Annotated in this window: 19 protein-coding genes; 7 read left to right on the top strand and 12 right to left on the bottom strand. The window is 69.2% G+C overall.

Features of this window, described 5'->3' with window-relative positions; all coding sequences use genetic code 11:
• Nucleotide 1: 1 nt before the first annotated feature.
• Together QLQ15_RS04340 and QLQ15_RS04335 are read left to right on the top strand one after the other, a co-directional pair.
• Nucleotides 2–1,486 carry an FAD-dependent oxidoreductase gene (locus QLQ15_RS04340; protein WP_283213926.1) on the top strand — a complete coding sequence of 495 codons (1,485 nt, stop codon included), beginning with the start codon at nucleotides 2–4 and terminating at the stop codon, nucleotides 1,484–1,486.
• A gap of 225 nt (nucleotides 1,487–1,711) precedes the next feature.
• Nucleotides 1,712–2,011: an endonuclease domain-containing protein gene (locus QLQ15_RS04335; protein ID WP_432277773.1), complete on the top strand. Its 300-nt coding sequence runs from the start codon at nucleotides 1,712–1,714 to the stop codon at nucleotides 2,009–2,011.
• A gap of 148 nt (nucleotides 2,012–2,159) precedes the next feature.
• Here the strand turns inward: QLQ15_RS04335 and folE are convergent, their stop codons facing one another.
• The 7 genes from folE to QLQ15_RS04300 form a co-directional block, all read right to left on the bottom strand.
• Nucleotides 2,160–2,750 (bottom strand): GTP cyclohydrolase I FolE, encoded by a 591-nt coding sequence (gene folE / locus QLQ15_RS04330; RefSeq protein WP_283211619.1) that lies wholly within the window; start codon nucleotides 2,748–2,750, stop codon nucleotides 2,160–2,162.
• Nucleotides 2,751–2,948: 198 nt separating this feature from the next.
• The gene (locus QLQ15_RS04325) at nucleotides 2,949–4,451 is read right to left on the bottom strand and encodes an efflux transporter outer membrane subunit (protein WP_283211618.1); all 1,503 of its coding nucleotides are present in this window, start codon (nucleotides 4,449–4,451) and stop codon (nucleotides 2,949–2,951) included.
• On the bottom strand, nucleotides 4,445–5,200 hold the full coding sequence (locus QLQ15_RS04320) for an SDR family oxidoreductase (protein WP_283211617.1): 756 nt from the start codon (nucleotides 5,198–5,200) through the stop codon (nucleotides 4,445–4,447). Before QLQ15_RS04320 ends, QLQ15_RS04325 begins: the two co-directional genes overlap by 7 nt.
• Nucleotides 5,201–5,290: 90 nt before the next feature.
• Nucleotides 5,291–8,467: an efflux RND transporter permease subunit gene (locus tag QLQ15_RS04315; RefSeq protein ID WP_283211616.1), complete on the bottom strand. Its 3,177-nt coding sequence runs from the start codon at nucleotides 8,465–8,467 to the stop codon at nucleotides 5,291–5,293.
• A gap of 211 nt (nucleotides 8,468–8,678) precedes the next feature.
• Complete coding sequence (locus QLQ15_RS04310) at nucleotides 8,679–9,872, bottom strand: efflux RND transporter periplasmic adaptor subunit (protein WP_283211615.1); 1,194 nt, start codon at nucleotides 9,870–9,872, stop codon at nucleotides 8,679–8,681.
• Nucleotides 9,869–10,861 (bottom strand): SDR family NAD(P)-dependent oxidoreductase, encoded by a 993-nt coding sequence (locus tag QLQ15_RS04305; protein WP_283211614.1) that lies wholly within the window; start codon nucleotides 10,859–10,861, stop codon nucleotides 9,869–9,871. The genes QLQ15_RS04310 and QLQ15_RS04305 overlap by 4 nt, the downstream gene beginning before the upstream one ends.
• On the bottom strand, nucleotides 10,861–11,139 hold the full coding sequence (locus QLQ15_RS04300; protein WP_283211613.1) for a DUF2798 domain-containing protein: 279 nt from the start codon (nucleotides 11,137–11,139) through the stop codon (nucleotides 10,861–10,863). Before QLQ15_RS04300 ends, QLQ15_RS04305 begins: the two co-directional genes overlap by 1 nt.
• A gap of 141 nt (nucleotides 11,140–11,280) precedes the next feature.
• Between QLQ15_RS04300 and QLQ15_RS04295 the strand changes: the two genes are divergently transcribed.
• Nucleotides 11,281–12,366 carry a LysR family transcriptional regulator gene (locus QLQ15_RS04295; protein ID WP_283211612.1) on the top strand — a complete coding sequence of 362 codons (1,086 nt, stop codon included), beginning with the start codon at nucleotides 11,281–11,283 and terminating at the stop codon, nucleotides 12,364–12,366.
• A gap of 118 nt (nucleotides 12,367–12,484) precedes the next feature.
• Here the strand turns inward: QLQ15_RS04295 and QLQ15_RS04290 are convergent, their stop codons facing one another.
• The 5 genes from QLQ15_RS04290 to recC all read right to left on the bottom strand — a co-directional run bounded on the left by QLQ15_RS04290 (nucleotide 12,485) and on the right by recC (nucleotide 22,193).
• The gene (locus QLQ15_RS04290) at nucleotides 12,485–12,859 is read right to left on the bottom strand and encodes an EF-hand domain-containing protein (protein WP_283211611.1); all 375 of its coding nucleotides are present in this window, start codon (nucleotides 12,857–12,859) and stop codon (nucleotides 12,485–12,487) included.
• Between the two features lie 17 nt (nucleotides 12,860–12,876).
• Nucleotides 12,877–13,347 carry an RT0821/Lpp0805 family surface protein gene (locus QLQ15_RS04285; RefSeq protein WP_283211610.1) on the bottom strand — a complete coding sequence of 157 codons (471 nt, stop codon included), beginning with the start codon at nucleotides 13,345–13,347 and terminating at the stop codon, nucleotides 12,877–12,879.
• A 109-nt stretch (nucleotides 13,348–13,456) separates the two neighbouring features.
• The gene (gene recD / locus QLQ15_RS04280; protein ID WP_283211609.1) at nucleotides 13,457–15,280 is read right to left on the bottom strand and encodes an exodeoxyribonuclease V subunit alpha; all 1,824 of its coding nucleotides are present in this window, start codon (nucleotides 15,278–15,280) and stop codon (nucleotides 13,457–13,459) included.
• Nucleotides 15,277–18,888: an exodeoxyribonuclease V subunit beta gene (recB, locus tag QLQ15_RS04275; protein WP_283211608.1), complete on the bottom strand. Its 3,612-nt coding sequence runs from the start codon at nucleotides 18,886–18,888 to the stop codon at nucleotides 15,277–15,279. Before recB ends, recD begins: the two co-directional genes overlap by 4 nt.
• Nucleotides 18,885–22,193, bottom strand: coding sequence for an exodeoxyribonuclease V subunit gamma (gene recC, locus QLQ15_RS04270; RefSeq protein WP_283211607.1), 3,309 nt, complete (start codon nucleotides 22,191–22,193; stop codon nucleotides 18,885–18,887). Before recC ends, recB begins: the two co-directional genes overlap by 4 nt.
• Before the next feature lie 233 nt (nucleotides 22,194–22,426).
• On the opposite strand from recC, the gene QLQ15_RS04265 reads away from it, so the two are divergent.
• From QLQ15_RS04265 to QLQ15_RS04250, 4 genes are read left to right on the top strand one after another with little or no spacing between them, the layout of a single operon-like run.
• Nucleotides 22,427–23,215 carry an ABC transporter ATP-binding protein gene (locus QLQ15_RS04265; protein ID WP_283211606.1) on the top strand — a complete coding sequence of 263 codons (789 nt, stop codon included), beginning with the start codon at nucleotides 22,427–22,429 and terminating at the stop codon, nucleotides 23,213–23,215.
• Nucleotides 23,215–23,964 (top strand): MlaE family lipid ABC transporter permease subunit, encoded by a 750-nt coding sequence (locus QLQ15_RS04260; protein WP_283211605.1) that lies wholly within the window; start codon nucleotides 23,215–23,217, stop codon nucleotides 23,962–23,964. The genes QLQ15_RS04265 and QLQ15_RS04260 overlap by 1 nt, the downstream gene beginning before the upstream one ends.
• A gap of 24 nt (nucleotides 23,965–23,988) precedes the next feature.
• Nucleotides 23,989–24,552 carry an outer membrane lipid asymmetry maintenance protein MlaD gene (gene mlaD, locus QLQ15_RS04255; RefSeq protein ID WP_283211604.1) on the top strand — a complete coding sequence of 188 codons (564 nt, stop codon included), beginning with the start codon at nucleotides 23,989–23,991 and terminating at the stop codon, nucleotides 24,550–24,552.
• The gene (locus QLQ15_RS04250; RefSeq protein WP_283211603.1) at nucleotides 24,549–25,229 is read left to right on the top strand and encodes an MlaC/ttg2D family ABC transporter substrate-binding protein; all 681 of its coding nucleotides are present in this window, start codon (nucleotides 24,549–24,551) and stop codon (nucleotides 25,227–25,229) included. Before mlaD ends, QLQ15_RS04250 begins: the two co-directional genes overlap by 4 nt.

Here is a 25,229-nt window from a genome sequence, read left to right as displayed (position 1 = left end):
GATGGACAGCAAGAAGCCCGTGTTCGCTTTTCGCGAGATGCCCCGGCAGATGCCGACGCGCATTCCGCTGGAACTGCGCCGCAGCGGCGACTGGAGCGAACTGTACGGCCGCTTCGGCGAGGCCGAGGCCAAGCACCAGGCCAGCCGCTGCCTGGATTGCGGCAATCCGTACTGCAGCTGGAAGTGCCCGCTGCACAACTACATTCCGAACTGGCTGGAGCTGGCGCGCGAAGGCCGCGTGCACGAAGCCGCCGCGCTCGCGCACGAAACCAACCCGCTGCCGGAAATCTGCGGCCGCGTCTGCCCGCAGGATCGCCTGTGCGAGGGCAGCTGCACGCTCAACGACGGTTTCGGCGCGGTCACCATCGGCGCGGTGGAGAAGTACATCACCGACCGTGCGCTCGGCGAAGGCTGGCGGCCGGACCTGTCGAAAGTCGTCGCGACCGGCAAGCGCGTGGCCGTCGTCGGCGCGGGTCCGGCGGGACTTTCGTGCGCGGATCGACTGGCGCGCGCGGGGATCGAAGCGGTGGTGTTCGATCGCTACGAGCAGATCGGCGGCCTGCTGCACTTCGGCATTCCCAGCTTCAAGCTCGAGAAGTCGGTGATGGCGACGCGTCGCGATGTGCTCGAAGGCATGGGCGTGCAGTTCCGACTGGGCGTCGAGATCGGACGCGATGTCGGCCTGGAAGCGTTGCTGGCTGAGTTCGATGCGGTGTTCCTCGGCCTGGGCAGCTATCGCTACACCGACGGTGGACTGCCAGGGCAGGACCTGCGCGGCGTGCTGCCCGCATTGCCGTTCCTGGTTCACAACGGCCGGCTGGTGCACGGCGACGACGAGGCGCACGGTCGGCCGATCGCCGGCTGGGAGGATCGCGTGGCCCTGCCCGACCTGCACGGCAAGCGCGTGGTGGTGCTGGGCGGCGGCGACACCGGCATGGACTGCGTGCGCAGTGCCGTGCGCATGGGCGCGGCACGCGTCACCTGCGCCTATCGTCGCGACGAAGAAAGCATGCCCGGCTCCGCGCGCGAAGTCGCCAACGCGCGCGAGGAAGGCGTGCAATTCCTGTTCAACCGCCAACCGATGGCCCTGCTCGGCGACGACGGCGAGGTCACCGGTGTACGCGTGGCCGAAACGCGCCTGGGCGAGCCGGATGCACGCGGGCGTCGCAATGCGGAGATCGTCCCGGGCAGCGAATCGGTGCTGGCGGCGGACGTGGTCATCATCGCCTTCGGCTTCCAGCCCGATCCGCCGGAGTGGCTGTCGGCGCACGGCATCGAGCTGCGGGACAACGGGCGCATTCGCGTGGTGCAGCCCAGTGGCTGCGCATCGCGTCGCGCGGCGTCGGTGGGCTTGCCGTTCCAGACCACGAATCCGCGCGTCTTCGCCGGCGGCGACGGCGTGCGTGGTGCGGACCTGGTGGTTACCGCGGCGTATGAGGGGCGTGAGGCGGCGGCGGGGATTGCGACGTTGTTGTTGGGGAAGTAGTCGCCCAGGCCCTCTCTCTGGCCGCCTTCGGCGGCCTGTCTCTCTCCCGCAAGGGAAGAGAGAAGAATCCCGAGCACGGACGAGGCCTCGACCTACGGCGTCGGTCCCTCAGGCGCCCTTACTTTCCACCTCTCCCCTTGCGGGAGAGGTCGACGCGCGAAGCGCGTCGGGAGAGGGGGGCCGATGTATCAACGTCTGCTACCGCGTGCCAAGCGCATGCGCCACATGGCCACCGACGCGGAAGCGCTGTTGTGGCGCCAACTGCGCGCGCACCGCTTTGCCGGCTTCAAGTTCAAGCGGCAGCAACCGCTCGAACCTTTCATCGCTGATTTCGTCTGCTTCGCCAGTCGCGTGGTGATCGAGGTGGATGGCGGACAACATGGTGACGCCGTCGCTTATGACGAGCGCCGCACGAGGTGGTTGGCGACGCAGGGCTTCATGGTGCTGCGGTTCTGGAACGACGAGGTGCTACTGAAGACTTCACTGGTGCTGGACGCCATCTGCTTCGCTCTTCACGAGCGGTAACCCCTCTCCCTGGCGCTTTGCGCCTGTCCCTCTCCCACAAGGGGAGAGGGAGGATGGCCCCGACGCGGCGCACTGGCTGGCTTACCCTCTCCCCTTGCGGGAGAGGGTCGGTCGCCAACGGCGACCGGGGAGAGGGGTGCGAGTCGTCTCAGCGCCCCGGCCCCACATCGATGAACTGCAGGAACTCCGCACGCGTACGCGCGTCCTCGCGGAAGCTGCCGAGCATCTTCGAGGTGATCATGCTCACGCCGCGCTTGTGCACGCCGCGCGTGGTCATGCACTCGTGCGAGCCTTCGATCACCACGCCCACGCCGCGCGGCTGCAGCACGTCCTGGATCACCTGCGCGATCTGCGCGGTCATCTTCTCCTGCACCTGCAACCGGCGTGCATAGGTTTCCACCACGCGCGCGAGCTTGCTGATGCCAACCACCTTGCCGTCGGGCAGGTAGCCCACGTGCGCCTTGCCGATGATCGGCGCCATGTGGTGTTCGCAATGGCTTTCGAACTCGATGTCGCGCAGCACGATCATTTCGTCGTAGCCCTCGACTTCCTCGAAGGTGCGCTTGAGGTAGTCGGCCGGGTCTTCGGCGTAGCCGCTGAACCAGTCCTGGTAGGCCTTGGCCACGCGCTTGGGCGTGTCGAGCAGGCCTTCGCGCTTCGGGTCGTCGCCGGCCCAGCGCAGCAGCGTGCGCACGGCGGCTTCGGCCTGGTCGCGGGTGGGCTTGTCGTCGTGGGCCATGGCGCGAGGCCTCCTGTGGGGGACGGGAATGCTACTCCACCCGGCCCCGGGTGGAAAAAAGGTGCCGACCGGCGGGATGGTCCGGGCGGCACCAAAGGCTGCGCAGGCAGCCATCACGAGAGGACCGACTGCCGGCGACGGCACACGTGAGGGAGGGGAGTCGCGTGTCGTCGCCGGCGTCGGTGGGGGAGCGTTGCGTCAGCGCGAAGCGACGTCCTCGCGCACCGGTACGCGCGTCGGCCAGCCGCCGGCCAGCGCCTTGTACAGGGCGACGGCGGAACTGGCGCTGCGCGTGCGGCCATCGGCGAAGGCTTCCTGCGCGATGAGCTGGTTGCGCTCGGCATCCAGCACTTCGAACAGGTCCACCGCGCCGGCGTCGTAACGCACGCGGGCAAGGCGCGCGGCGGTGGCGCTGTCCAGCGCGGCCTGCTCCAGGTGCTGGTCCTCGACGCGTGCCCGCCCATAGCGGATCAACGCGTTCTCGGTGTCTTCCAGCGCGAGCAGCACGGATTGCTGATAGCGCGCGAGCTCGCCTTCGGCGTCGGCGTTCGCTGCGGCCATGCGGGCACGCACCCGGCCGATGTCGAGGAACGACCAGTCGATGCCGAGGAAGGCCAACCGCGTTTCGCTGTCGCGTTCGAACAGTGCGCTGGCATCCACGGCCTGACTGCCGATCAGCCCACCCAGCGTGAATCGCGGGAACAGGTCGGCGGTGGCTACTCCTATCCGCGCGGTGGCCGCGTGCAACCGGTGTTCGGCGGCAATGACGTCCGGACGATGACGCAGCAGTTCGCCCGGCGAACCCGGATCCAGTCGCGACGGCAGCGCGGGCAGCGCCTTCTGCGGCGTGAGCTCGGCGATCAGCGCGTCGGGCGTCTGTCCGGTCAGCACCGCGAGGCGATGCATGGTCACCGCGACCTGCGCCTCCAGCGCCGGCACGCGTGCCTGCGTGGACTCCAGCTGCGCACGTGCACGCGAGGTATCGAACTCGGTGCCGCGACCGGCATCGAAGCGCGCCTGCACCAGGCGCAGGGTCTCACGCTGGTTCTCGGCGTTGTCGCGCGCCACGCGCAGGCGTTCCTGCAAGCCGCGCAGTTCGACATAGCTGCGCGCGACCTCGCCGACGATGGCCACCTGCAGCGCATCCAGGTCGGACGCCGTGGCCCAGGCTTCGGCACGCTGCGATTCCACGTTGCGGCGCACGCGGCCGAACAGGTCCAGTTCCCAGCTCACGTCGGCCTGCACGCTGTAGCTTTCGCCGTCGCGATCGCGACGTGCCACACCCGGAGCCTGGTCGGCACTGGCGCGCGAATCGCTCGCGGTCGCGCTGGCCGTGACCGTCGGGAAACGGTCGAGCTTTGCGTTGCGCAGCAACGCATTGGCGCGGTCGTAATGCGACAGCGCGATGCGCAGATCGTGGTTGGCCGACAGCGCATCCTCGACCAGTCGCGTCAGCAGCGGGTCGTTGAAGCTGCGCCAGAACTCGGCATCGGCCTGTGGCGTGGGCGCCTGCGTGGGTGCATCGGTCGGCGCGGCGGCCTGTGCCGCTTCCACGCCGGTGGCGATGTCCACCGCCTGCGCATCGCTGGCGCGCGCGAACTCGTCGGGCGTCGCGATGGTTGGGCGCACGTAGTCGGGCCCGACGGCGCACGCGGCCAGCAGGGCCGCGGCGACGCCAAGGGTAAGGGCACGGATCACCATGGCAATGTGTCTCCCAGGTAGACGAAGCCGCCGCTCGGGCCGTCGGCATCGAGCAGGGCCATGCGGACGCTGGTCTTGGCGCCGGTGGGCACGTCGATCTCGCCTTCACCGCCGTTCATGTCCGTCTTCACGTAGCCCGGGTGCACGGCGTTGACCTTGATCGGCGTATCGCGCAGCTCGTAGGCCAGGTGCACGGTCCACGAGTTCACCGCGCTCTTGGACGCGTTGTAGGCGGGTATGGCCTTGAAGTCGTAGATCGGCGAGGCCGGATCGCTGTGCGCGGTGAGCGAACCGAGCAGGCTCGACACGTTGACCACGCGCGCCGCCGGCGCCTTCTGCAGCAGCGGCAGGAAGGCCTGCGTGGTGGCGACCACGGCGAACACGTTGGTGTCGAACGTCTCGCGCCAGGCGCCCAGGGACTGCTGCGACGGTTTCGCCAGCGTGCGGTCCTCGGCGATGATGCCGGCGTTGTTGACCAGGATGTCGAGCTTGCCGTGGCGGCGTTCGACGTCCTTTGCGGCGGCCTCGATGCTGGCCGCGTCGGTCACGTCGAGCGCGATGGCTTCCACGGGAAGGCCTTCGCCCTGCAGCGTCAGCGCGGCCTCGACGGCGCGGTTGCGATCGCGTCCGGCCAGCAGCGTGTGCACGCCGGCCTGCGCGAGCTGGCGCACGGTTTCCAGACCGATGCCGCGCGTGCCGCCGGTGACGAGGGCGACCTTGGCGCCATTTGAGGAAGTGGTGGTGGACATGGGAACTCCTGTGGGGGAGCGCAGCGGACTGCGCGGAGATTTCAGTGCCGATCCGGTCCGCGGGGGAACGGACCGGATCGGCGGTTGGGATCAGGCTTCGGTCGTGGCGTGTGCGGCGTGCACGGTCGCCTTGCCGTGGTTGACCAGCGGGCGGTTGGCCAGCTTGCGCAGCGCGACGTAGAACACCGGCGTCAGGAACAGACCGAACAGCGTCACGCCGATCATTCCGGAGAACACGGTGATGCCCGTGGCCTGGCGGACTTCGGCGCCTGCGCCGTGCGAGAGCACCAGCGGCACGGTGCCGGCGATGAACGCGATGGACGTCATCACGATCGGGCGAAGACGCAGGCGGCAGGCTTCCAGGGCGGCTTCGACGATGCCCTTGCCCTGCATTTCCAGCTCGCGGGCGAACTCGACGATCAGGATCGCGTTCTTGCACGCCAGGCCCATCAGCACCACCAGGCCCACCTGCACGAACACGTTGTTGTCACCGGTCATGTACACGCCGAGCAATGCGGAGAGCATGCACATCGGCACGATCAGGATCACCGCCAGCGGCAGCGTCCAGCTTTCGTACAGCGCGGCCAGCACCAGGAAGGCGAGCAGCACGGCCAGCGGGAAGATGATCAGCGCCGCCTTGCCCTGCGTGGCCTGCTGGTAGCTCAGGTCCGTCCACTCGATGTCCATGCCGTTGGGCAGCACCTGCTGCGCCAGTGCTTCCAGCTTCTCCATCGCCTGCGCGGACGACAGCTGCGTCGGGTCCGCCTCGCCGAGGATGTCGGCGGCCGGATGGCCGTTGTAACGGATCACCGGATCGGGGCCGAAGGTTTCGGTCACCTTCACCATCGAGCCGATCGGCACCATCTCGCCGCGGTCGTTGCGGGTGCGCAGGTTGGCGATGTCCTCGACGCTGTCGCGGAACGGGCCGTCGGCCTGCGCCACGACCTGCCAGGTACGGCCGAACAGGTTGAAGTCGTTGACGTACGCCGAACCCAGATAGGTCTGCAGCGTGTCGAACAGCTCCGTCAGCGGCACGCCCTGCGCCTTCGCCTTCACGCGGTCGACTTCGGCGTCCAGCTGCGGCACGTTGGCCTGGTAGCTGGAGTTGGGGAAGCCCAGTCCCGGCGTCTGTGCACCGGCGCCCTGGAAGGCCTGCACCGCGCTCTGCAGCGCGCCGTAGCCCAGGTTGCCGCGGTCCTCGATGTACAGCGAGTAGCCCGAACCGTTGCCCAGGCCCTGGATCGGCGGCGGCTGCAGCGAGAACGCGAAGCCTTCCTGGATGCCGGAAATCTTGGCGCTGAGCTCGGCGTTGATTTCCTCGGCGCTGCGCGAACGCTGGCCGAAGGGCTTGAGGTTGATGAAGCTGACGCCGTAGTTGGGCGTGTTGCTGAACTGCAGCGGATTCAGGCCCGGGAAGGCGACGTCGTTCTGCACGCCCTCGATGGACATGGCGATCTGGCCGATCTTCTTCAGCGCCGCGTCGGTGCGTTCGATGGACGAGCCTTCCGGCATCTTGATGCCGGCGATGAGGTAGCTCTTGTCCTGCACCGGCACGAAGCCGCGCGGCACGAGCTGGAACATCAGGCCGGTGGCCAGCAGCAGGCCGGCATACACCACGAACACCGCGCCGCGACGGCCCAGCACCTTGCCCACGCTGTTCTGGTAACGCTGCGCGGCGGTGCCGAAGAAGCGGTTGAACGGACGGAAGACCCAACCGAACGCACCGTCGATCAGACGGGTGAGGCCATCCTTGGGCGCACCGTGCGGCTTGAGCAGGCGCGCGGCCAGCGCCGGCGACAGCGTCAGCGAGTTGATGGCCGAGATCACCGTCGAGATGGCGATGGTCACTGCGAACTGCTTGTAGAACTGGCCGGTCACGCCCGACAGGAATGCCATCGGCACGAACACCGCGCACAGCACCAGCGCGATGGCGATGATCGGGCCGGAGACTTCCTTCATCGCCAGGTGCGCCGCTTCCAGCGGCGTGGCGCCGTCCTCGATGTGCCGCTCGACGTTCTCAACAACGACGATGGCGTCGTCCACCACGATGCCGATGGCCAGCACCAGTCCAAACAATGTCAGCGTGTTGATCGAGAACCCAAGCAGGTGCAGCGCGGCGAAGGTACCCACCACCGACACCGGCACCGCGATCAGCGGAATGATCGACGCGCGCCAGGTCTGCAGGAACAGGATCACCACCAGCACCACCAGCAGCGTGGCTTCCAGCAGCGTGGTCACGACCGACTTGATCGAGTCGCGCACGAAGATGGTGGTGTCGTAGATCGACTTGTACTCGATGCCCGGCGGGAAGCGCTTGGCGGCCTCGTCCATGCGGCGGATGACTTCGTCGCGGATCTGCAGTGCGTTGGCGCCCGGCGCCTGGAAGATGCCGATCGCCGCGGCGTTCTGGCCGTCCAGGCGCGCGCGCATGGTGTAGTCGCCGGCGGCCAGTTCGATGCGTGCCACGTCGGACAGGCGCACCACTTCACCGCTCTGCCCGCCCTTGAGCACGATGTTGCCGAACTCCTGCGGCGTTTCCAGACGGCCACGCGCGTTGATCAGCGTGAGGAAGTCGCTGCCGTTGGGCATCGGCTCGGCGCCGAGCTGGCCGGCGGACACCTGGATGTTCTGCTCGCGCACGGCGCGCAGCACATCACCGGCGGTCATGCCGCGCGCGGAGATCTTGTCCGGATCCAGCCAGATGCGCATGGCGTAGTCGCCACCGCCGAACGCCTGCGCGTCGCCGACGCCGGGAATGCTGGCCAGCTGGTCCTTGATGTGCAGGCGCAGGTAGTTGCGCAGGTAGAGCGTGTCGTACTTGCCGTCGGGCGAGGTCAGGTGCACCACCATCAGGAACACAGGCGACTGCTTCTGCGTGGTCACGCCCTGCCGGCGCACGTCCTCGGGCAGGCGCGCCAGCGCCTGGCTGACGCGGTTCTGCACGCGCACGGTCGCTTCGTCGGCGTCCACCTCGGGCTGGAACGTCACCGTGGTGGACAGCACGCCGTCGGAGCTGGCGACCGACTTCATGTACATCAGGCCTTCCACGCCGCGGATGGATTCCTCCAGCGGCGTGGCGACGGTCTCGGCGATGACCTTGGGGTTCGCGCCGGGATACACGGTGCGCACGACCACCGACGGCGGCACCACCTCGGGGTATTCGCCGATCGGCAGCAGCGGGATCGAGATCAGGCCGGCGGCGAAGATCACGATCGACAGCACCGCGGCGAAGATCGGCCGGTCGATGAAGAACTTTGAAAAGTCCATGTGGGGTTCCTTGTGCGGCACGAAGCCGCAACGGTCCAGGGCGATGCGGTAAGGCATCGCCTGCTTTGATTTCTGGTTCCTCCCCCTGCTGGCAGGGGGAGGTTAGGAGGGGGCAGGAAGCGCGCCGCAGGCGCGCGCCCCCCCCCCCACCCACCCCCGCCGCGCCACCCCTCCCCAACCCTCCCCTGCACGCAGGGGAGGGAGACATCGCTTACTTCATCGCCACCTGCGGCGAGGGCGCCGGTGCACCCATCGCGATCACCTTCGGTGCCACCGGCATGCCCGGGAAGAACACCTTCTGCACGCCATGGACGATCACCTTGTCGTTGGCGGCCAGGCCGGAGTTCACCACGCGCAGTCCGTCGACGACCGGACCCAGCACCACGTCCTTGCGGGTCGCGGCGTTCTTCGGACCCAGCACGTACACGTACTTGCGGTCCTGGTCGGTCAGCACGGCCTTGTCGTCGATCAGCATCGCCTTGAAGCGGCCGCTGCCTTCCAGCTGCACACGGGCATACAGGCCCGGGGTGAAGATGCGGTCCGGGTTGCGCAGCACGGCGCGCGCACGGATGGTGCCGGTGCTGGCATCGACCTGGTTGTCGACGAAATCGACCGTGCCCTCATGCGGATAGCCCTGCTCGCTGGCCAGGCCCACGCGCACCGGATTCTTCGTCTCGGCGCGCTCGCCCTTGCGGGCCAGTTCCTGGTAACGCAGGAAGCTCTGCTCGTCGCTCTCGAAGTAGACGAACACCGGATCCTGCGAGACGACGGTGGTCAGCAGCGTGGTGTCGGCCGAAGCGAGGTTGCCTTCGGTGACCATCGCGCGGCCGGCGCGGCCGTTGATCGGCGAGCGCACCTGGGTGAACTGCAGGTCCAGACGCGCGTTGTCGAGCGCGGCTTCGGCGGCGCGCACGGCGGCGTTGCCCTGCGTGCTCGCGGCGCGACGCGTTTCGAACTCCTCGCGCGAGATCGCCTTGGCTTCGACCAGCGTTTCCGCTCGCTTGTCCTGCATCTGCGCGAGGCGGGCCTCGGCACGGGCGCGTTCCAGGTCGGCTTCGGCCTGCGCGAGGTGCGCGCGGTAGGGACGCGGGTCGATGACGAAGAGCAGGTCGCCCTTCTTCACTTCCTCACCTTCCTGGTACGCGACGTCCTGCACATAGCCGGACACGCGCGGACGCAGCTCGACCGTTTCGATCGCACTGACGCGACCGGTGAACTCATCCCAGCGGTTGACGTCCTTGCTGAGCACCTGCGCGACGCTGACTTCGGGCGGCGGCGGCATGCCGGTGCCCGGCTCGGCCTGGCTGCTGCATGCGCTGATGGCGAAAGCCACCACCAGGCTCGTCGCGAGCGCCAGGTAAGGGATCCCGGTACCGGACCGGGCCAATGCTTTGCGGGGGATCATGACGAGCGTTCCTGTTTGTTGTGGTTATCGGAGGGGATCAGGCTCCTGAGCAGCGTGCGCGCGTCCTGCAGACAGCGTGATGGCAGTAGTCCCGATGCGTCGGCCGTGCCGTGGGTGCGTTCCTGCACCGTGTCGGCTTCGCCGTGTGTCATGGGGTTGTCATCGCTCGACGCGTCGTCGTCTTGCCGGGGCTCCTGTAGTGATGTCGAACGGACGACATCGGAATCGACATCGCCTGCGGACAGGTCGATATCGGCATAACGCACGACCGCCTCCGCGGGCTGCGTGCCGCGCGGCTCCAGCAGCGCCAGCGCGCGCTGGCCCACGGCGAGCGCACTGGGCCACTGTTCGCACGCATGCGCGCGATTGAGCTCGGTGCACACGGGGCTCTCGATCGCCAGCAGCTGTACGCGCACACCGAGCGTGCGGGCTTCTTCGTGCAGCACGCGCGCGAGCATGCGCAGCGCGGCGGTGGCGATCGAACGGTGGCCGTAACCCGCCCACGGCCGGTCCGCACCGGGGCCACCGATCAGCACATACGTACCGCCACGATCGGCCTCGGCCAGCAGCGGCAGCAGATGGCGCGCCGCGGCCAGGTGCGGCAGCAGGTCTTCGTCGAGGCGCTGGCGCAGGTAGGCGGCGGGATGATCGAGCAGGCGCCCGCGGCTGGTACCGCCCGACACCGCGGCCACCACGGCGCCGATGGGACGACCGAGCTTCTGCAGTGCCTTGGCCAGTCGTGCGCCGTCGGCGTCGCTGCTCACCGAGCCGGGGACGATGCTCAGGTCCGCGTCCGCGTGCTTGCCGCGCAGGCATTGCAGGCCGGCCTTGTCGCGGGCCACCGCGATCACGGGCCGGCCACTGGCCAGGGCCGCTTCCACGACCCCGCGACCCACGCCACCGGTCGCGCCCAGCACGACCACGGCGGTACGCGCGATGCGGCGGGCGGCGGCGTTCTGGGCCGATGCCTTGGCGACAGGGGATTTCATTACCGGCTCCACCGTCCCGAATTCGGGATGGTTTCTCCCGCCAGCGGGACGGTTTCGCGGCGAGTGAGGGAATGCATCAGGACGCTCACCACTGGCAGGAGCAGCATCGCGCCGGGCAGGGCGAGAACGAAGGCCAGCACCCAGGCCAGCATCCAGAATTCGTCCGGGCCGGCTGCCAGGCCCTGCTGGACCACCACCAGCGCGATGCCCACGAGCACCGCCATGGCGACCAGCATCACCGGGAGGAAGACGTAACGGGCTTGGCGGGGGGTGAGCATGGCCGGGACCTTGGGGGAGGTTGCGGCAAAGGTTAGGCCTCCAATCGGCACTTGATTAGTCCGATTTCGAGGGAATAATTGTCCCGTCATCGGTCCAAAAGCCGATTCCCTCCCGCCGAGCCAACAGGAGCCCCCCACGCCATGGCCCGCGATCTGAACGACACCCTGATCTTCGTGAAGGTGGTCGAGCACGGCAGCTTCATCTCCGCCGCCCGTGCTCTGCAGCTGCCCAAGACCACCGTGAGCCGCAAGGTGCAGGAACTCGAATCCCGCCTCGGCGCACAGCTGCTGCATCGCACGACGCGCAAGCTGGGCCTGACCGAAGCCGGGAATATCTACTTCGAACATTGCCAGCGCATTGCACGCGAGCTCGACGAAGCCGAAAGCGCCGTCGGCCAGCTGCAGGGTGGACCGCGCGGCTGGCTGCGCTTCACCGCGCCGTATTCGGTGGGCATCACCTGGATCGCGCCATTGCTGGGCGAGTTCCACGCGCGCCATCCGGAAGTGCACGTGGAAATGCTGTTGACCAACGAGCCGCTGGACATCATCGACAAGGAGCTCGATGTCGCACTGCGCGTGGGCAACCTGCCCGACTCCAACCTGGTCGCGCGACGCCTGGCCACGTTCCGCACGCAGGTCTACGCGAGCCCCAACTACATCGCGCGCCACGGCGAACCGCTGCATCCGGACGACCTGCAACACCACCGCACCGTGGCGATGGCCAAGCAGCGTCGCAACGGCCAGTTCTACTGGTCGCTCAACGATGGCCAGCGCAGCGTCGACTACCGCATCGATCCGGTGCTGGTGGCCAACGATCCGGGCCCGCTGTGCGGCGCACTGCTGTGCGGCGAAGGCCTGATGCTGGCCGCCGACGTCACGGTGAAGGCCTACGCCGAGCAGGGTTACGTGCAGCGCGTGCTGGCCGGTTGGACCGGTCCGGAGTACGAGTTCAACGCGGTGTTCCCGCGTGGCCGGGTGCAGTCTCCGAAGGTGCGCGCGTTCGTCGACTTCCTGGTCGAACGCCTCAACTTCGACGCCGACTACATGCAGGTGCTCTGCCCCAACGTGCGCGCCCGCTACAAGGCCGCCGAACAGGCCTCCGCCGATGCCATCAACGCCGAACTGGCGAAGGTGGCCAAGCAGACGGAAGCCAAGGCCAAGCGCAAGGGAAAGACGGTCGAGGAACCGGTTGCCGCGAACGAGGGCGAGGACCCGGCACTGGTGTGATCCTGCGCGCCCTCAATCCATCCGGTTGAGCGCGCGCACTTCGCACGGCCGCACGCCGTGCGCGAAAGGTCCATTCGCCCCACACGCGCCGGTGTCACCGGCGCGTGGAACAGCACGGCTACTTGTGTTTCGCCGCCTCGTCGCGGTCGATGAAGCCGTCCTGGTTGGCGTCCATGACGGCGAAATCGCCCGTGCTGAACGCCGCGATCTCCAGCGCCGTCAGGAAGCCGTCCTTGTTCGTGTCGATCCGGTCGAACTTCGACGGGTCGCGTGCATTGGCCGTTTCGGCGCGCGCCAGGCGGCCATCGTGGTCGCTGTCGTGCAACAGCACGAGTTCCTCGACGAAACCGTCGTACTCGCCACGGTCGACCTTGCCGTCCTTGTTGCTGTCGGCCGCGTCGAAGCGTTGCGGCGCCGTATCAGGTTTCACCTGGGCCGCGGCCGGCAGGGCCACGGCAAGCAACAGGGATGCACCCAGCACAAGCTTGATCATGATGGCCTCTCCGTGTCTCAGCCGATGTCCCACTGCCCGTTGTCTTTCTTGCATGCCGTGCCGGTGGTTTCGTCGACTTCCTTTCCATCGACGGTCAGGCCACGGCGGAAGTCGCGGCAAACGCGCCCGTCGGACATGCGCTTTGTGTTGAGCGCCGTGAAATAGCCGGACTCGTGCGTCTTGGGATCGGACCAGGCGACCCGCTGTCCCGATGCACCCTGGTTGAGAGCGCGCTGCGCGGCGTCCTTCTCGAATTCCGACTTGGCCGTGCGCTTGAAGATGTGGTTGCCGAGGAAGCCGCCGGCGACCGCGCCAGCCGCGGTCAGCAATGCGCGACCGGTTCCGCCACCGAACTGGTTGCCGACCAGGCCACCGATCACGGCACCGGCCACCACGGACGCACCCTGTTTCTGCTCCGTCCGTGTTGCGGGGTCCGATGCACATGCCGCGACGGTCAGCACTGCCGTCAACACGATGATCCACTTCATCACCGCCTCTCCTTATGGGGGGTCACCCGGCCCCGAGCGCGCCGAGGTGGCGTCATCTTCCCCCCGAGCCGTGAAGTCAGCGTGACCCCGGCAGGCACCTGCCGAAACGTTATCGCGCCAGTCTCCAGCCAAGACCCGACAACCGCGCCGAGTGCCGCGACAGCCCTGCGCGCAGCACGGCCTCGCCGGCGCACAGATGCAGTTCGGCGCGTGCGCGCGTGATACCGGTGTAGAGCAGCTCACGCGAGAGCGTGCGTGCGTCCTGGCGCGGAAGCAGCAGCCAGACCGTGTCGAATTCCGAACCCTGCGACTTGTGCACGGTCATCGCGAACGCGCCCGTGTGCGCCGGCAGCGAGGCGGGATGGAAACCGCGCACGCCCTCGCTGCCGCCAGCGAACCACGCCACCGGCACGCCGGAGGCATCGTGTTGGCACACACCGATGTCTCCGTTGAACAGACCATGGCGGTAACTGTTCTCGGTGATGAGCAGCAGGCGCCCCTGGAAGTATGGGTCGCGCTGCGTTCCGGCCAGTGCGTCCTCGATGCGCTGGTTGAGCGCACCCGCGCCCTGTGCGCCGTCGCGCAACGCGGTGAGCAGACGCAACCGCTGCGCCTGCCGCAGCGCCTGGACGGGATCGTCCATCGCGGCCAGCGCGCGCCACGCGGCGATGAGCCGCTCGCGCACCGCTCCGGAGAGCGGATCGGTCATGTCCTCGTGGAAGGTCACGCCGCGCACGCCTTCGTGCAGCAATGCGAGCGCGCTGTCCGCATCGCCGGCCCGCATCGCGTCGGCCAGCGGCGCCAGCTGCAACGCCTCGGACTGGCGATAGCCGCGCTGCAGTTGCACGCGATGGCCGGACAACGCCGTGCCCGGTGCATCGCTCGCAGGCACTTCGCCCAGCAACGGCGCCAGCATCGTGGCGAGATTCGAAGGAAAGGCGTCGCCCTCACCGGCAGCATCGGTGATGGCCGCGAGCACGTCGCCGGCCTCCACCGACGGCAGCTGGTCGCGATCGCCCAGCAGGATCAGGCGCGCGCCTTCTGGCACGGCTTCCACCAGTTTGCACATCAGCGGCAGATCGACCATCGATGCTTCGTCGACCACGATCACGTCGAACGGCAACGGATGATCGGCGTCGTGGCGGAAACGCGGGCTGCCCGGAATCGTGCCGAGCAGGCGGTGCAGCGTGCTGCCGGCCTGGGGCAGCGCATCGCACAGCGCGGTGTCGACGCCGTCGATCCGGCGTAGCTGTGCCGTCGCGGCGCGCAGGCTCTCGGCCATGCGCTCGGCCGCGCGGCCTGTCGGTGCGGCCAGTGCGATGCGCGGCGTCGCGCGGCCCGCGCGGTGCGCCTGTTCGATCAGCAGCAACAGCACACGGGTGATGGTGGTGGTCTTGCCGGTGCCGGGGCCGCCCGTGACGAGCAGCAGGGCACGCACCAGCGCCAGCGCGGCGGCGCGTGCCTGGCGATCGCCATCACGCGCGCCCGGGAACAGCGAGGCGAACAGCGGCGCAAGCGGTTTCAGATCGCCCGCCTCTGGCGTGGCCGCGGCGATGCGGCGCAACCCGGCGGCGAGCCGGCGCTCGTACTCGCGGTAGCGGCGCAGGTAGAGCATGCCCTGCTCCAGCACCAGCGGTGCCTGCGCGCTGGCCGAGTCGGCCTCGCCCTGCGACACCCAGCGCGACGCGTTCAACGCATCGCGCCATTCGTCAGCGGTCGGCCATTCCACGGCGGCCTCGCAGACCCAGTGCGGCCGCGACAGGTCAAGGCCCGCGTGCCCTTGCGCCACGGCCGACGACGCCAGCGCGGCGGCCACCAGTACGCGGTCGTCATCGTCGCCCTGTTCGCGCCCGAGCCGACGCAGGCTCTGCGCGAGCGCGTGGTCGATCGGACGCAGCGCGCCCTGTCGCAGCAGTGTGTCGAGCAGGCTCATGCGGGCACCGCCTCGGTTTCGCGCACGTCATGGCCGAGCAGCGCGTCGAGCGCATCGATCAGCGCGCGCGGCGGGTGCCAGGCATGCACGCCCGGCGCGGCCGGATCCTCCACATCGAGGCCACGGCAGAACAGATAGCGGATGCCACCGGCGTGCGTGTCGTAGGCGTAGTCCGACCCCAGGCGGAACCGCAACCAGCGGTGCAGTGCCAACGCGTACAGCAGCGCCTGCAACGTGTACTCGCTCTCGTCCATGGCGTGGCCCAGAGTCGTGGCGTCGTAGGCGGGCAGGCGGTTGGACTTGTAGTCGAGCACGTGGAAGCGGCCATCGTGCACGTACAGCAGGTCGATCTTTCCGGTCATCAGCCCTTCCAGCCGCTGGCGCGAACCGAAGGCGTGGCGATCGAGCAGCAGGCCGTGTGCATGCAGCAGTGATAGCAGATCGGCGACCAGCGTGGGGCGCAGCGCGAAATGGAATTCCATTTCGGCCAGGCGCTCTTCGCGCGGCACGTCGCACAGGCGTGCGCCTTCCGGCAGCCGCACGGTGAGGGTCTGGCCGATGAGCGGGACCAGCACCTCTATGCCGTCGGCGATGTCGTCCTCGCCGTAGCCTCCGGCGTGCAGCGCGGCCCGCAGGTGCGCGAGCTCTGCGTCGGTCGGCACCTGCTGCGGCCAGTCGGACCACGCCGCGAAGTCCACGCGCTCCAGCGCGTCGTGCAGCACGTTGCCGAAGCGGCTTCCGGAGAAGCGGATGTCGCCATCGAAACTCGCCACGGCCGGTTCGTCCTGCGCGCCGCCTTCCTCGGCGACGGCGCGCGGCGCGGCTTCCACCGCGCCGGGGGATTCGTTGGCCAGCTGCGTGAAGCTGTACACCCACCAGTCGCGAGGCACCACGCGGCGCACCGTTCGAGCCGCAGGGACGGCGGCGGTATGTTCGGGTGGCAGCGAGCGCGGCAGGCGCAGCGGAAGCGCGGGGCGCTGCAGGTCCATCGCGTCGTCCAGCGTGGCGGCAAGCGCTTCGGCGTCGTCGCCCAGCAGGGGCGCCAATGGACTCAGATCGGCGCGTTCGTTGGGCACGGTGGCCAGCCACATCGCATGGCGCGCGCGGGTCAGGCCGACGTACAGCAGGCGTGCGTCCTCGCCGCGTTCTTCCTCGTCCTGTTGCGCGCGGGCGCTGTTCCAGGCGGCGATCTCTTCCGGTGTGGCCTCGCTGCGCAGTTGCAGCAGTCGGCCTGCACCGTCGTGGAACTCGCACAGGCTGCCGTTGCCCGGCTTGCGCCCGATGCCCGCGAACGGCAGGAACACGAACGGGAACTCCAGGCCCTTGCTCTTGTGCAGGGTGAGGATCTGCACGCAGTGCGCGTCCGATTCCAGGCGCAGCTGTTGCGTCTCGTCGTTGTCGTCGGCCTCGGCGATCTGTGCGCGCAGCCAATCGACCAGTCCGTGTTCACCCACCGCACGCGTGTCGGCTTCCTGCAGCGCTTCGGCCAGCTGCAGCGTGTTGGTGAGGCGGCGTTCGCCATCGCGCAGCGCAAGCAGGCGCGGTGCCTGCGCGGCACACACCTCGCCCAGCATCGCCAACGGCCCGTGCCGCTGCCAGCGGTCGCGCCATGCGAGCGCCCGCAACTGCCAGCGGCGGTGCAGCTCGGGATCGTCGTCGAAGCGCGCCAGCGTGGCGGCGTCCAGGCCGACCAGCATCGTCGCCAGTGCACCGCGCAGGCGCGCGTCGTCGTCCGGACGCAGCAATGCGTCCAGCAGCGCGAGCACGTCGCCGGCCTCCGTGGTCGAGAACAGGCTGCGCCGGCCGGCCGACACCGCGGGAATGCCCGATGCGGCGAGCGCTTCGCGCATCAGCGTGGCCTCGACGTGGCTGCGCACCAGCACGGCGATGTCGCCAGGTTGTGGCGGGCGTTCACCGTCCTTGCCCGCGAGCGTCGCACGTCCTTCGCGCGCATCGATGAGCAATGCGTGGATGGCCGATACGCAGGCCAGGGCGGCCAACTGCCGCGCTTCGCCGACCAGCCATTGCGGCTTGCGCCGGCCGTCATCCGGCGCGGGCAAGGCGCATACGGTCAGTGCCGGAGCGGTGCGCCCGTCGCGACGGAAGTCGGCATCGGCGACGGTGCCGCCAGCGGCGACGTCGTGGAAGCGGATACGCGCGTCGACGAAGGCGTACTCGCCCGCGCGTTCGTACAGCGCGGACACCGCGCGCAGCAGCGCGGGGCGCGAACGGAAATTGCGATCGAGCGGCGGTGCGCGATCGGCGCGTTCGGCAGCGGCGAGGTAGGTGTGCACGTCGCCACCGCGGAAGCGGTAGATCGCCTGCTTCGGGTCGCCGATCAGGAACAGGCCGGCGTCATCGCCACCGAAGACGCGGTCGAAGATGGCCCACTGTCGCGGGTCGGTGTCCTGGAATTCGTCCACCAGCGCGAACGCGTACTGCCCGCGCAGGCGCTCGACCAGACGCGCGCCGTGCGGACCGTCGAGTGCGTCGGCCAGGTTGGCGATGAGATCGTCGAAAGTCTGCTCGCGACGCAGGCGCTTGAGCGCGGACAGACGGCGCGCGGCCTCTTCGCGGACGCGGTGCACCAGGGCGATGCGACGACCCGCCAGCCATGCCGCGCGCTCGCGTGACGCATCGAGATACGCCGCTACGGCGTCGAACAGTGGCGAAGAAGGCGCCTGCAACGGCGCGCCCTTCTTCGGCTTGTTGGTCTTGTCGGCCAGCATGCGCGGCGTCAGGCGATCCAGCCGCTCGTGGATCTCGGCGGCGGCATCGTCCTGGCTGGACCAGTCGGACAATGCGCGGTGCAGTTCCGACACCAGCGCCGGCTTGTAGGAGGTGCCGTTGAGGACCTTGCCTTCGATCGCCGCATGCAGCAACGCACAGGCTTCGTCGCCGTGCGTCGCGAAAGCGGCGCGCAGCGCCTGCGCTGCCGTTTGCAGGCGTGGGTAAGGGTCCGGCGAGTCGGCACCCGGCGCGGGCAGCAGGCGTGGCGCGTACAGCAATCGACCCAGATCGGCGGCCAGCCCCTGCGGCGTGCGCCATTGCGCCTGCAGCAGTTCGGCGTGACTGCGATCCGCACTGAGTGCACGCCACAGGTCGATGGCGACCGCATCGATGAGGTCGCGTTCACTCCCGGTCAGTTCCGGTGCGATCAGCGGTTGTCCGGCTTCGACCGCGTGTTCGGCCAGGGCGCGCGCGCAGAAGCCATGGATGGTGAACACCGCGGCCAGGTCCATCTCGCGCGCGGCCTCGCGCAGGCGACGCGCCAGTGCAAGCGGATCCTCCACGCGCGCCTGGCGTTCGATCAGCGCGCGCGTCACCGCGGCCTCGCTGTCGTCGGCCAGCGTGGTGGGCATCAGCGCGACTTCGTTGGCCAGGCGCGCGGCCAGCTCGAAGCGCAGGCGCAAACGTTCGCGCAGTTCCTGGGTGGCCGCCTCTGTGTACGTGACGGCGAGGATGCGGCCCACGCGAAGGCCGCGTTCGATCACCAGACGCGTGACCAGCGTGGCCAGGGTGAAGGTCTTGCCGGTGCCGGCGCTGGCCTCGATCAGGCGCACGCCGTCCAGCGGCAGGTCGAGGAAGGGGTCGTGGTGGGCGTTCATGCCGCCGCCTCCGTCCGCCCATGCACGAGTGCGTCGAACAGGCGCGCCGCGATGTCGCGAAAGCGCGCGCCGTCGGCGTCGTCGAACTCGCCGGCGAAGGGATCGCGACCGCGCAGCGCGAGCTGGATGCCGGGGTTGTCCGCGTCGCCGCGCACCTTCTGCTGGAAGTCGCCCTGCCATTTGCCGCGCGCGGCCTTCCACGCCGCCTGGTCGGCCACCTCGTCGCCGCGCGGCGCCTCGTACCAGACCCATCCCGAGCGCGCATGGAAGGGCAGCGGCGCACGCAGGCCATCGCGGTACAGCGCGAGCAGATCGCGCAGCGCCGCGCGTGCCTGCACCGTGCCGATGGCCGGGCGCGAGCGGACCTCCGGCCGGCCATCCCATTGCGCGAGTTGCGCCAGCGGGCGCGCATCGCCGAGGGCGGACAGCACCAGCCAGTCGAGGCCATGCGCCACTTGCGCCGGGCCGTGCAGCGGATTCAGGCGCACGCGCAGTGCGCCGTGCGGATACAGACGGTCGAGGTGGCCGTACAAGCGCACGCCGTCGATATCGAGTTCGAATGCCCGGGTGTGCGCATCACCCTGGCGCCATTCGCGCAGCGCGGCCGCAAAGGGTTGCAGGCGCGCGCGCACTGCCGCCAGCTGGCGTTCGCCCAGCGGGCCCGAGGGCAGCATCGCGCGCGCGCGCAGGTGCGCGGCCAGATCATCCACGTCGCCTTCCGCGCAGGCGTCGAACACGGCCTGGTCGAGCTTCCAGCGTTCCAGCCCACTGTCCGACGGCGCGAGCGGATCGAGATCGTCGAGCGACTCGATCTCGTCCGGCAGGCGCATCCGCATGCGCTGGCGCAGGAACTGTCCCGCCGGATCCACCAGGAAGCGTCGCAGCGCGATCAGCGGCAGTTCCGTCGGCGACGGTTCGGCCGGCAGCACATCGCTGAACCACGGTGCGGGATCGATGCGCGGCGCGGCCAGCGCATCCGCCGCGGGATGCCAGGTCGCCTGATAGCTGAAGTGCCGAGGCTCGTCGCGGATACCGAAGGTGCGCGGCGAGAACGGTTGCAGCGGGTGGTGCAGCACCAGTGCATCGCGTGCGTCGACGGCATGGTGGTAGTGGCCGGCCACGTCGAGCAGCTCCGACACCAGCACGGACGGTTCGCGGGCGCTGCCGTCGCGCGGGTCGGCACCCAGCCAGCTCGCGTAGAAGACCTCGCCGGCCGACGCGAACAACTGCAGGAACAGGAACCGGTCGTCCTCGCGCAGGGAGCGATCGCCGTGGCGACGCTGCGGCGTGGTCAGCTCCATGGCCATGCGGTTGAGCCCGCCGACCGGATCGCGGCGCGGGTAGTCGCCGTCGTTCATGCCCAGCACGCAGATCACGCGGAACGGAATCAGGCGCATCGGCACCATGCGCGCGAAGCTCACGCCGCCGGTCAGCAGCGGGGCACGCGTGTCGGTCTCCGACAGCGCCTGCTGGAAATACGCACGGGCCACGTCCGGCGGTACGGGGCGATCGAATCCCGCGTCCTGTGCGGACAGGGCGAACGCATCGACATGGCGACGCAGTCGATCGATGGCGCGCTGGTCGGCGGCCTCGCGCGGATGTTCGGGCAGCAGGGCCTCGAGCAGCGAGAACAGCACGTCGCGCCATTGCGCCGGCGGCATCGCGCGGCCCAGCAGGCGTTCGTGCCGCGCCAGCACGCGCAGCACGCGGACCAGTGCGTCGAGCGCGTCGAGCGCGCTGCCTTCCAGTTCCGTCCACGGCGCGACCCCGGCGATGTCGCCGTCGTCGCCGCTCGCGTGACCCAGCAGCAGGCGGTCCAGCGCGAAGCGCCACGTGTAGGCGTCGTCGGCGGGTGCGTCGTGGCGTTGGCGGTGATCCGGGTCCAGGCCCCAGCGCGCGCCCGACTCGTGCAGCCATTCGCGAAGGCGCTCCAGGCCGGCGGCATCGAGTCCTGCCGCCTGCGACAACGCGGGCGTGGCGAGCAGGTCGAGCACCTCGCTCACGCCGAAGCGCGAGTCCGGCAACGCAAGCAGCCGCAGGAACACTTCGGCCAGCGGTTCGCCGGCCAGCGGGCTCAGGTCCGCGAGTGCATAGGGAATGTAGTCGCGCGTCCCGCCCGCGCCGCCGAAGACCGCTTCGATGTGCGGACGATAGGGATCGATGTCCGGCGCGAGCACGGCGATGTCGCGCGCCTGCAGGGGTGGATCGAAGCGATCGTCGTCCAGCAGCGCGCGCAGGCGGTCGTGCAGTACCTGCACTTCGCGCAGTCGCGTGTGACAGGCGTGGACCTGCAGGCTGGGGTCGTCGCGGTCGAGGGCGCGGCGCCACGGCCGCGGCCCGCGCCGGTGCAGCAGGTCGCGCTGCATGCGACCGAGCAGGCTGTCGCGCTCGGGCGCATCGTCGGGCAGCGCCTCGGGATCGGCGTAGCGTTCGATTTCCTGCGAGGGGTGCACCACCTCGTAGCCGCCCAGCACCGCCATGAAGTCGCGCCCGGCGCCGCCCCAGTTGGCCAGCAGCGGGTTCTCGTCGTCGTGTTCGGCGGGGTCCTCGCGCAGGCGCTGCGCGTAGCTGGGCAGGTCGCCCCAGTAGCGACGCGATGGCGTGGGCACGTGGAAGTGCAGCGTGCCCACCCGCGCCTGCGTGGCGATCACCCGCAGCACGTCGGGCGAGATGTTGAGCGTGCCGAAGGCGAACATCCGCGCGGGCATGCTGGCCGGCAGCGGGGCATTGTCGGCGCCGAAACGCGCCAAGTAGTCGTCGATGCGACGTGCGCGATGGCGACTGCCCGACGCCACGCGGCGCCACAGTTCGGCCTGGGGATCCTGCGGCTCGCGGCCGGCCTCCCATTCCAGTAGCCAGTCGCGGCGCCAGGCCTGGTACTTCTCGAAGATGGAGGCCAGCTCGCCCGAAAGTGCCCACGGCTTCAGTGCATCGTCGCCGCCGAGGTACTCGCGCAGCGGCGCGAACGCACGGCCAGACAACGCGGCCCGGTCCGAGAGCTGCGCGTACAGGCGCCACTGCAGCGCGGCGGCGTCCAGGTCCTCGCTGGCGCCGGGCACGTTGGCGTCGAGGACATCGCGCACGAACTCGCCGGGCGTGAGGAAGCGCAGATTGGCGGCGACACCGTGCCGCTGCGCCAGCGTGGACTGCAGCCAGCGGCGCATCGCCACCTGCGGGATCAGCACCACGTCGGGCACCAGCAACGCACGCCCGGGCACGGGCTCGCGCAGTTGCCTGGCAAGCAGCTCCGCCAGCACGTCCAGTGCGTTGGAGTGATAAAGACGGAAGTCGGAGCGGCCGGGCATCGCGGCTATCTTGCCGGAGCGACGTCTCCGACGACGAGACGGCGCCCGGCGGGGTTTTAAGGCGACCCCAAAAAACGCGCCGGAGAATGCGAGCGTCGGCGATCTTCGGTCGCGACGGCAGGGATGGTCGAGCAACTTCGCCGAACCTGCCACAATGCAACGCTCAGGTTCCCGTTCAGCCCTCTTCGCCCAAGCTGCCGTCTCCCTCGGCAGCCGACCGACCACGCCCGCGCATGACCCAAGAAGGTCCCATCGTCCGGCTCGACCATCTCCGCCTCGATCGTGGCGGACGCACCGTGCTGCGCGACATCCACCTGGATGTGCCGCGCGGAAGCATCGTCGCGGTGCTGGGTCCGTCGGGCAGCGGCAAGTCCACGCTGCTCTCCGCACTGACGGGCGAGCTCGCGCCGGCCGGTGGCCGCGTCGAGGTGTTCGGTCAGATCGTGCCTCAGGGTCGGCGTGCGTTGCTGGAACTGCGCAAGGGCATCGGCGTGCTGTTGCAGGGCAACGGCCTGCTGACCGACCTCACCGCCGCGGAGAACGTCGCGCTGCCGCTGCGCGCGCACACCAACCTGCCCGACGAGGTGATCCGCCGGCTGGTGCTGATGAAGTTGCATGCGGTGGGCCTGCGCGCGGCCGCCGACGCGTTCCCGCGCGAACTGTCCGGCGGCATGGCCCGTCGTGTGGCGCTGGCCCGCGCGCTGGCGCTGGACCCGCCGCTGATGGTCTACGACGAACCGCTCACCGGTCTGGACCCGATCGCCTCCGGCGTGGTCATGGACCTGGTGCGCCGACTCAACGACACCCTGGGCCTGACCAGCATCGTGGTCACCCACCACGTGCACGAAACCCTGCCGGTGGCCGACCACGCCATCGTGATCGCCAATGGCGGCATCGTCTTCTCCGGTACCCCGGCAGCGCTGGAAGCCAGCGACGATCCGTTCGTGCGCCAGTTCCTCAACGGCGAGCCGGACGGCCCCATCGCGTTCGACGCCGCCCCGCGTACCCCGGAGGCCGCCTGATGCCTTTCGTTGCCGCCACCCGTTCGCTGGGCCGCGCCGGCCTGTTTTCGCTGTCGGTGTTCCGGGCCTCCAAGCCCACGGCCGATTTCTGGCGGGAACTGGTTCGTGAGATCTACAAGATCGGCGCACGTTCGCTGCCGATCATTGCCGTTGGCGGTGCGTTCGTCGGTCTTTCGGTGACGCTGCTGGGTTACCGCGCGCTCGAGACCTATGGCGCCACCGCGCAGGTCAGCGCCCTGCTGGGCCTTGGCCTGTACCGTGAACTCGGCCCCGTGCTGACCGCCCTGCTCTTCGTTGGCCGCGCCGGCAGCTCGATCGCCGCCGAACTGGGCCTGATGCGCGCCACCGACCAGATCACCGCACTGGGCCTGATGGCCATCGATCCGGTGGGCAAGGCAGTGGCGCCACGCTTCTGGGCGGCCGTGATCTGCGTGCCGCTGCTGACCGCGTTCTTCATCAGCTTCGCGATCGCCGCCAGCTACTTCGAGTCGGTCCATGTGATCGGCCTGGACAACGGCACCTTCTGGCAGGTCCTCAAGGACAGCGTCGATTTCTCCGACGATTTCCTGATGGCCTTCGTCAAGGCGGCGGTGTTCGGCGGCGTTTCGGCGCTGGTGGCGGCCTACGTGGGCTTCCATGCCGAGCCGACCATCGAGGGCACCTCGGTGGCCACCACCCGCGCCGTGGTGAATGCCTCGCTGCTGGTGCTGATGTTCAACTTCGTGATGTCCGCCTTCCTGTTCCAGTAAGCCGAGCCCCTACCGAACCCGCCTATGAGCATCCGCGCTCCCCGAATCGAATTCGCCGTCGGCGCCTTCCTACTGCTGGCGCTCGCCTCGCTGCTGGTGCTGGCCCTGGCCTCCACCAACGGTCGCTGGGGCGTCGGTGGCGACACCTACGAGTTGACGGCACGTTTCTCGACGATCGGCGCACTTCGCCCCAACGCCCCGATCAAGATCGGTGGCGTCGCCATCGGACATGTCGCCAAGATCGACGTCGATCCCGTCAAGTTCGACACCGTTGTCACCCTCGCGGTGAACAGGCGGTACGACAAGCTGCCGGCCGACACCGCGGCGAGCATCCTGACCAGCGGCCTGCTGGGCGAGAGCTACGTCAACCTGGCCCCGGGCGGCGACCCGGAGAACCTCAAGCCCGGGGACGAGATCTACCTGACGCAGTCGGCCGTCGACCTGATCCAGCTGGTCGGCAAGTACATGTTCAGCGGAGGTGGCGCCAAGCCTGCCGACAATGCCGCCCAGAACGCCGGCCAGGAGGCCGCTGTTCCCGACTATCTCAAGGGCGAAGCCGCCCCCACGGACGAGACCAAGACCCCATGACGCGCACCCCCCACCGTTCGCTGACCCTTCTGATCACCGCGGCCCTGGCCGTGGCCGCGCCGGCCGCCGTGCTGGCCCAGGCCGCCCCGGCCGCACCCGCTCCGGCGGCGACCGCCGCCGCGGCCGCCTCGCCGAGCCAGCTGGTGCTGAGCAACAGCACCCGCATCCTCGCCACGCTGGAATCGCGCCGCGCCGAGTTCACCCAGAACCGGGCCGCGCTGCGCACGTTCATCGCCAGCGAGTTCGACAACATGTTCGACCGCGACTACTCCGCCCGCCTGGTGCTGGGCGTGCATGCGCGCGGCGCCTCCGATGCCGACGTGAAGGTCTTCGCCGATGCACTGGCCGACAGCCTGATGCAGCGTTACGGCTCCTCGCTGCTGGACCTCAACAGCAAGCTCAAGGTGCGCGTGAAGTCGGAAACCCCGCTGCGCGGCGGCGCCATCGTCAAGGTGTCCAGCGAGTACCTGCGCCAGGGCAACGAGGCGGTGCCGGTCGACTATCTGATGCGCAAGGTCGGCACGCAGTGGAAGGTGTTCGACGTGATGGTGGAAGGCGTCAGCTTCGTGCAGACCTTCCGCAACCAGTTCGATGCCCCGCTCAAGCAGAAGCCGATCCCGCAGGTCGCTGCCGACATCAAGGCCGGCAAGCTGCAGGCACAGGCCGCCGCGAACTGA

The sequence above is a fragment of the Lysobacter stagni genome, assembly GCF_030053425.1.
GTDB lineage: Bacteria > Pseudomonadota > Gammaproteobacteria > Xanthomonadales > Xanthomonadaceae > Lysobacter_J > Lysobacter_J stagni.
This window is presented reverse-complemented; position numbering and strand designations above follow the sequence as displayed.

Bases quoted from the DNA above. Each gene is read 5' to 3' on its own strand.
- QLQ15_RS04340 (WP_283213926.1), top strand. From the start codon at position 2: ATGGACAGCAAGAAGCCCGTGTTCGCTTTTCGCGAGATGCCCCGGCAG.
- QLQ15_RS04335 (WP_432277773.1), top strand. From the start codon at position 1,712: ATGGCCACCGACGCGGAAGCGCTGTTGTGGCGCCAACTGCGCGCGCAC.
- folE (WP_283211619.1), bottom strand. From the start codon at position 2,750: ATGGCCCACGACGACAAGCCCACCCGCGACCAGGCCGAAGCCGCCGTG.
- QLQ15_RS04325 (WP_283211618.1), bottom strand. From the start codon at position 4,451: ATGGTGATCCGTGCCCTTACCCTTGGCGTCGCCGCGGCCCTGCTGGCC.
- QLQ15_RS04320 (WP_283211617.1), bottom strand. From the start codon at position 5,200: ATGTCCACCACCACTTCCTCAAATGGCGCCAAGGTCGCCCTCGTCACC.
- QLQ15_RS04315 (WP_283211616.1), bottom strand. From the start codon at position 8,467: ATGGACTTTTCAAAGTTCTTCATCGACCGGCCGATCTTCGCCGCGGTG.
- QLQ15_RS04310 (WP_283211615.1), bottom strand. From the start codon at position 9,872: ATGATCCCCCGCAAAGCATTGGCCCGGTCCGGTACCGGGATCCCTTAC.
- QLQ15_RS04305 (WP_283211614.1), bottom strand. From the start codon at position 10,861: ATGAAATCCCCTGTCGCCAAGGCATCGGCCCAGAACGCCGCCGCCCGC.
- QLQ15_RS04300 (WP_283211613.1), bottom strand. From the start codon at position 11,139: ATGCTCACCCCCCGCCAAGCCCGTTACGTCTTCCTCCCGGTGATGCTG.
- QLQ15_RS04295 (WP_283211612.1), top strand. From the start codon at position 11,281: ATGGCCCGCGATCTGAACGACACCCTGATCTTCGTGAAGGTGGTCGAG.
- QLQ15_RS04290 (WP_283211611.1), bottom strand. From the start codon at position 12,859: ATGATCAAGCTTGTGCTGGGTGCATCCCTGTTGCTTGCCGTGGCCCTG.
- QLQ15_RS04285 (WP_283211610.1), bottom strand. From the start codon at position 13,347: ATGAAGTGGATCATCGTGTTGACGGCAGTGCTGACCGTCGCGGCATGT.
- recD (WP_283211609.1), bottom strand. From the start codon at position 15,280: ATGAGCCTGCTCGACACACTGCTGCGACAGGGCGCGCTGCGTCCGATC.
- recB (WP_283211608.1), bottom strand. From the start codon at position 18,888: ATGAACGCCCACCACGACCCCTTCCTCGACCTGCCGCTGGACGGCGTG.
- recC (WP_283211607.1), bottom strand. From the start codon at position 22,193: ATGCCCGGCCGCTCCGACTTCCGTCTTTATCACTCCAACGCACTGGAC.
- QLQ15_RS04265 (WP_283211606.1), top strand. From the start codon at position 22,427: ATGACCCAAGAAGGTCCCATCGTCCGGCTCGACCATCTCCGCCTCGAT.
- QLQ15_RS04260 (WP_283211605.1), top strand. From the start codon at position 23,215: ATGCCTTTCGTTGCCGCCACCCGTTCGCTGGGCCGCGCCGGCCTGTTT.
- mlaD (WP_283211604.1), top strand. From the start codon at position 23,989: ATGAGCATCCGCGCTCCCCGAATCGAATTCGCCGTCGGCGCCTTCCTA.
- QLQ15_RS04250 (WP_283211603.1), top strand. From the start codon at position 24,549: ATGACGCGCACCCCCCACCGTTCGCTGACCCTTCTGATCACCGCGGCC.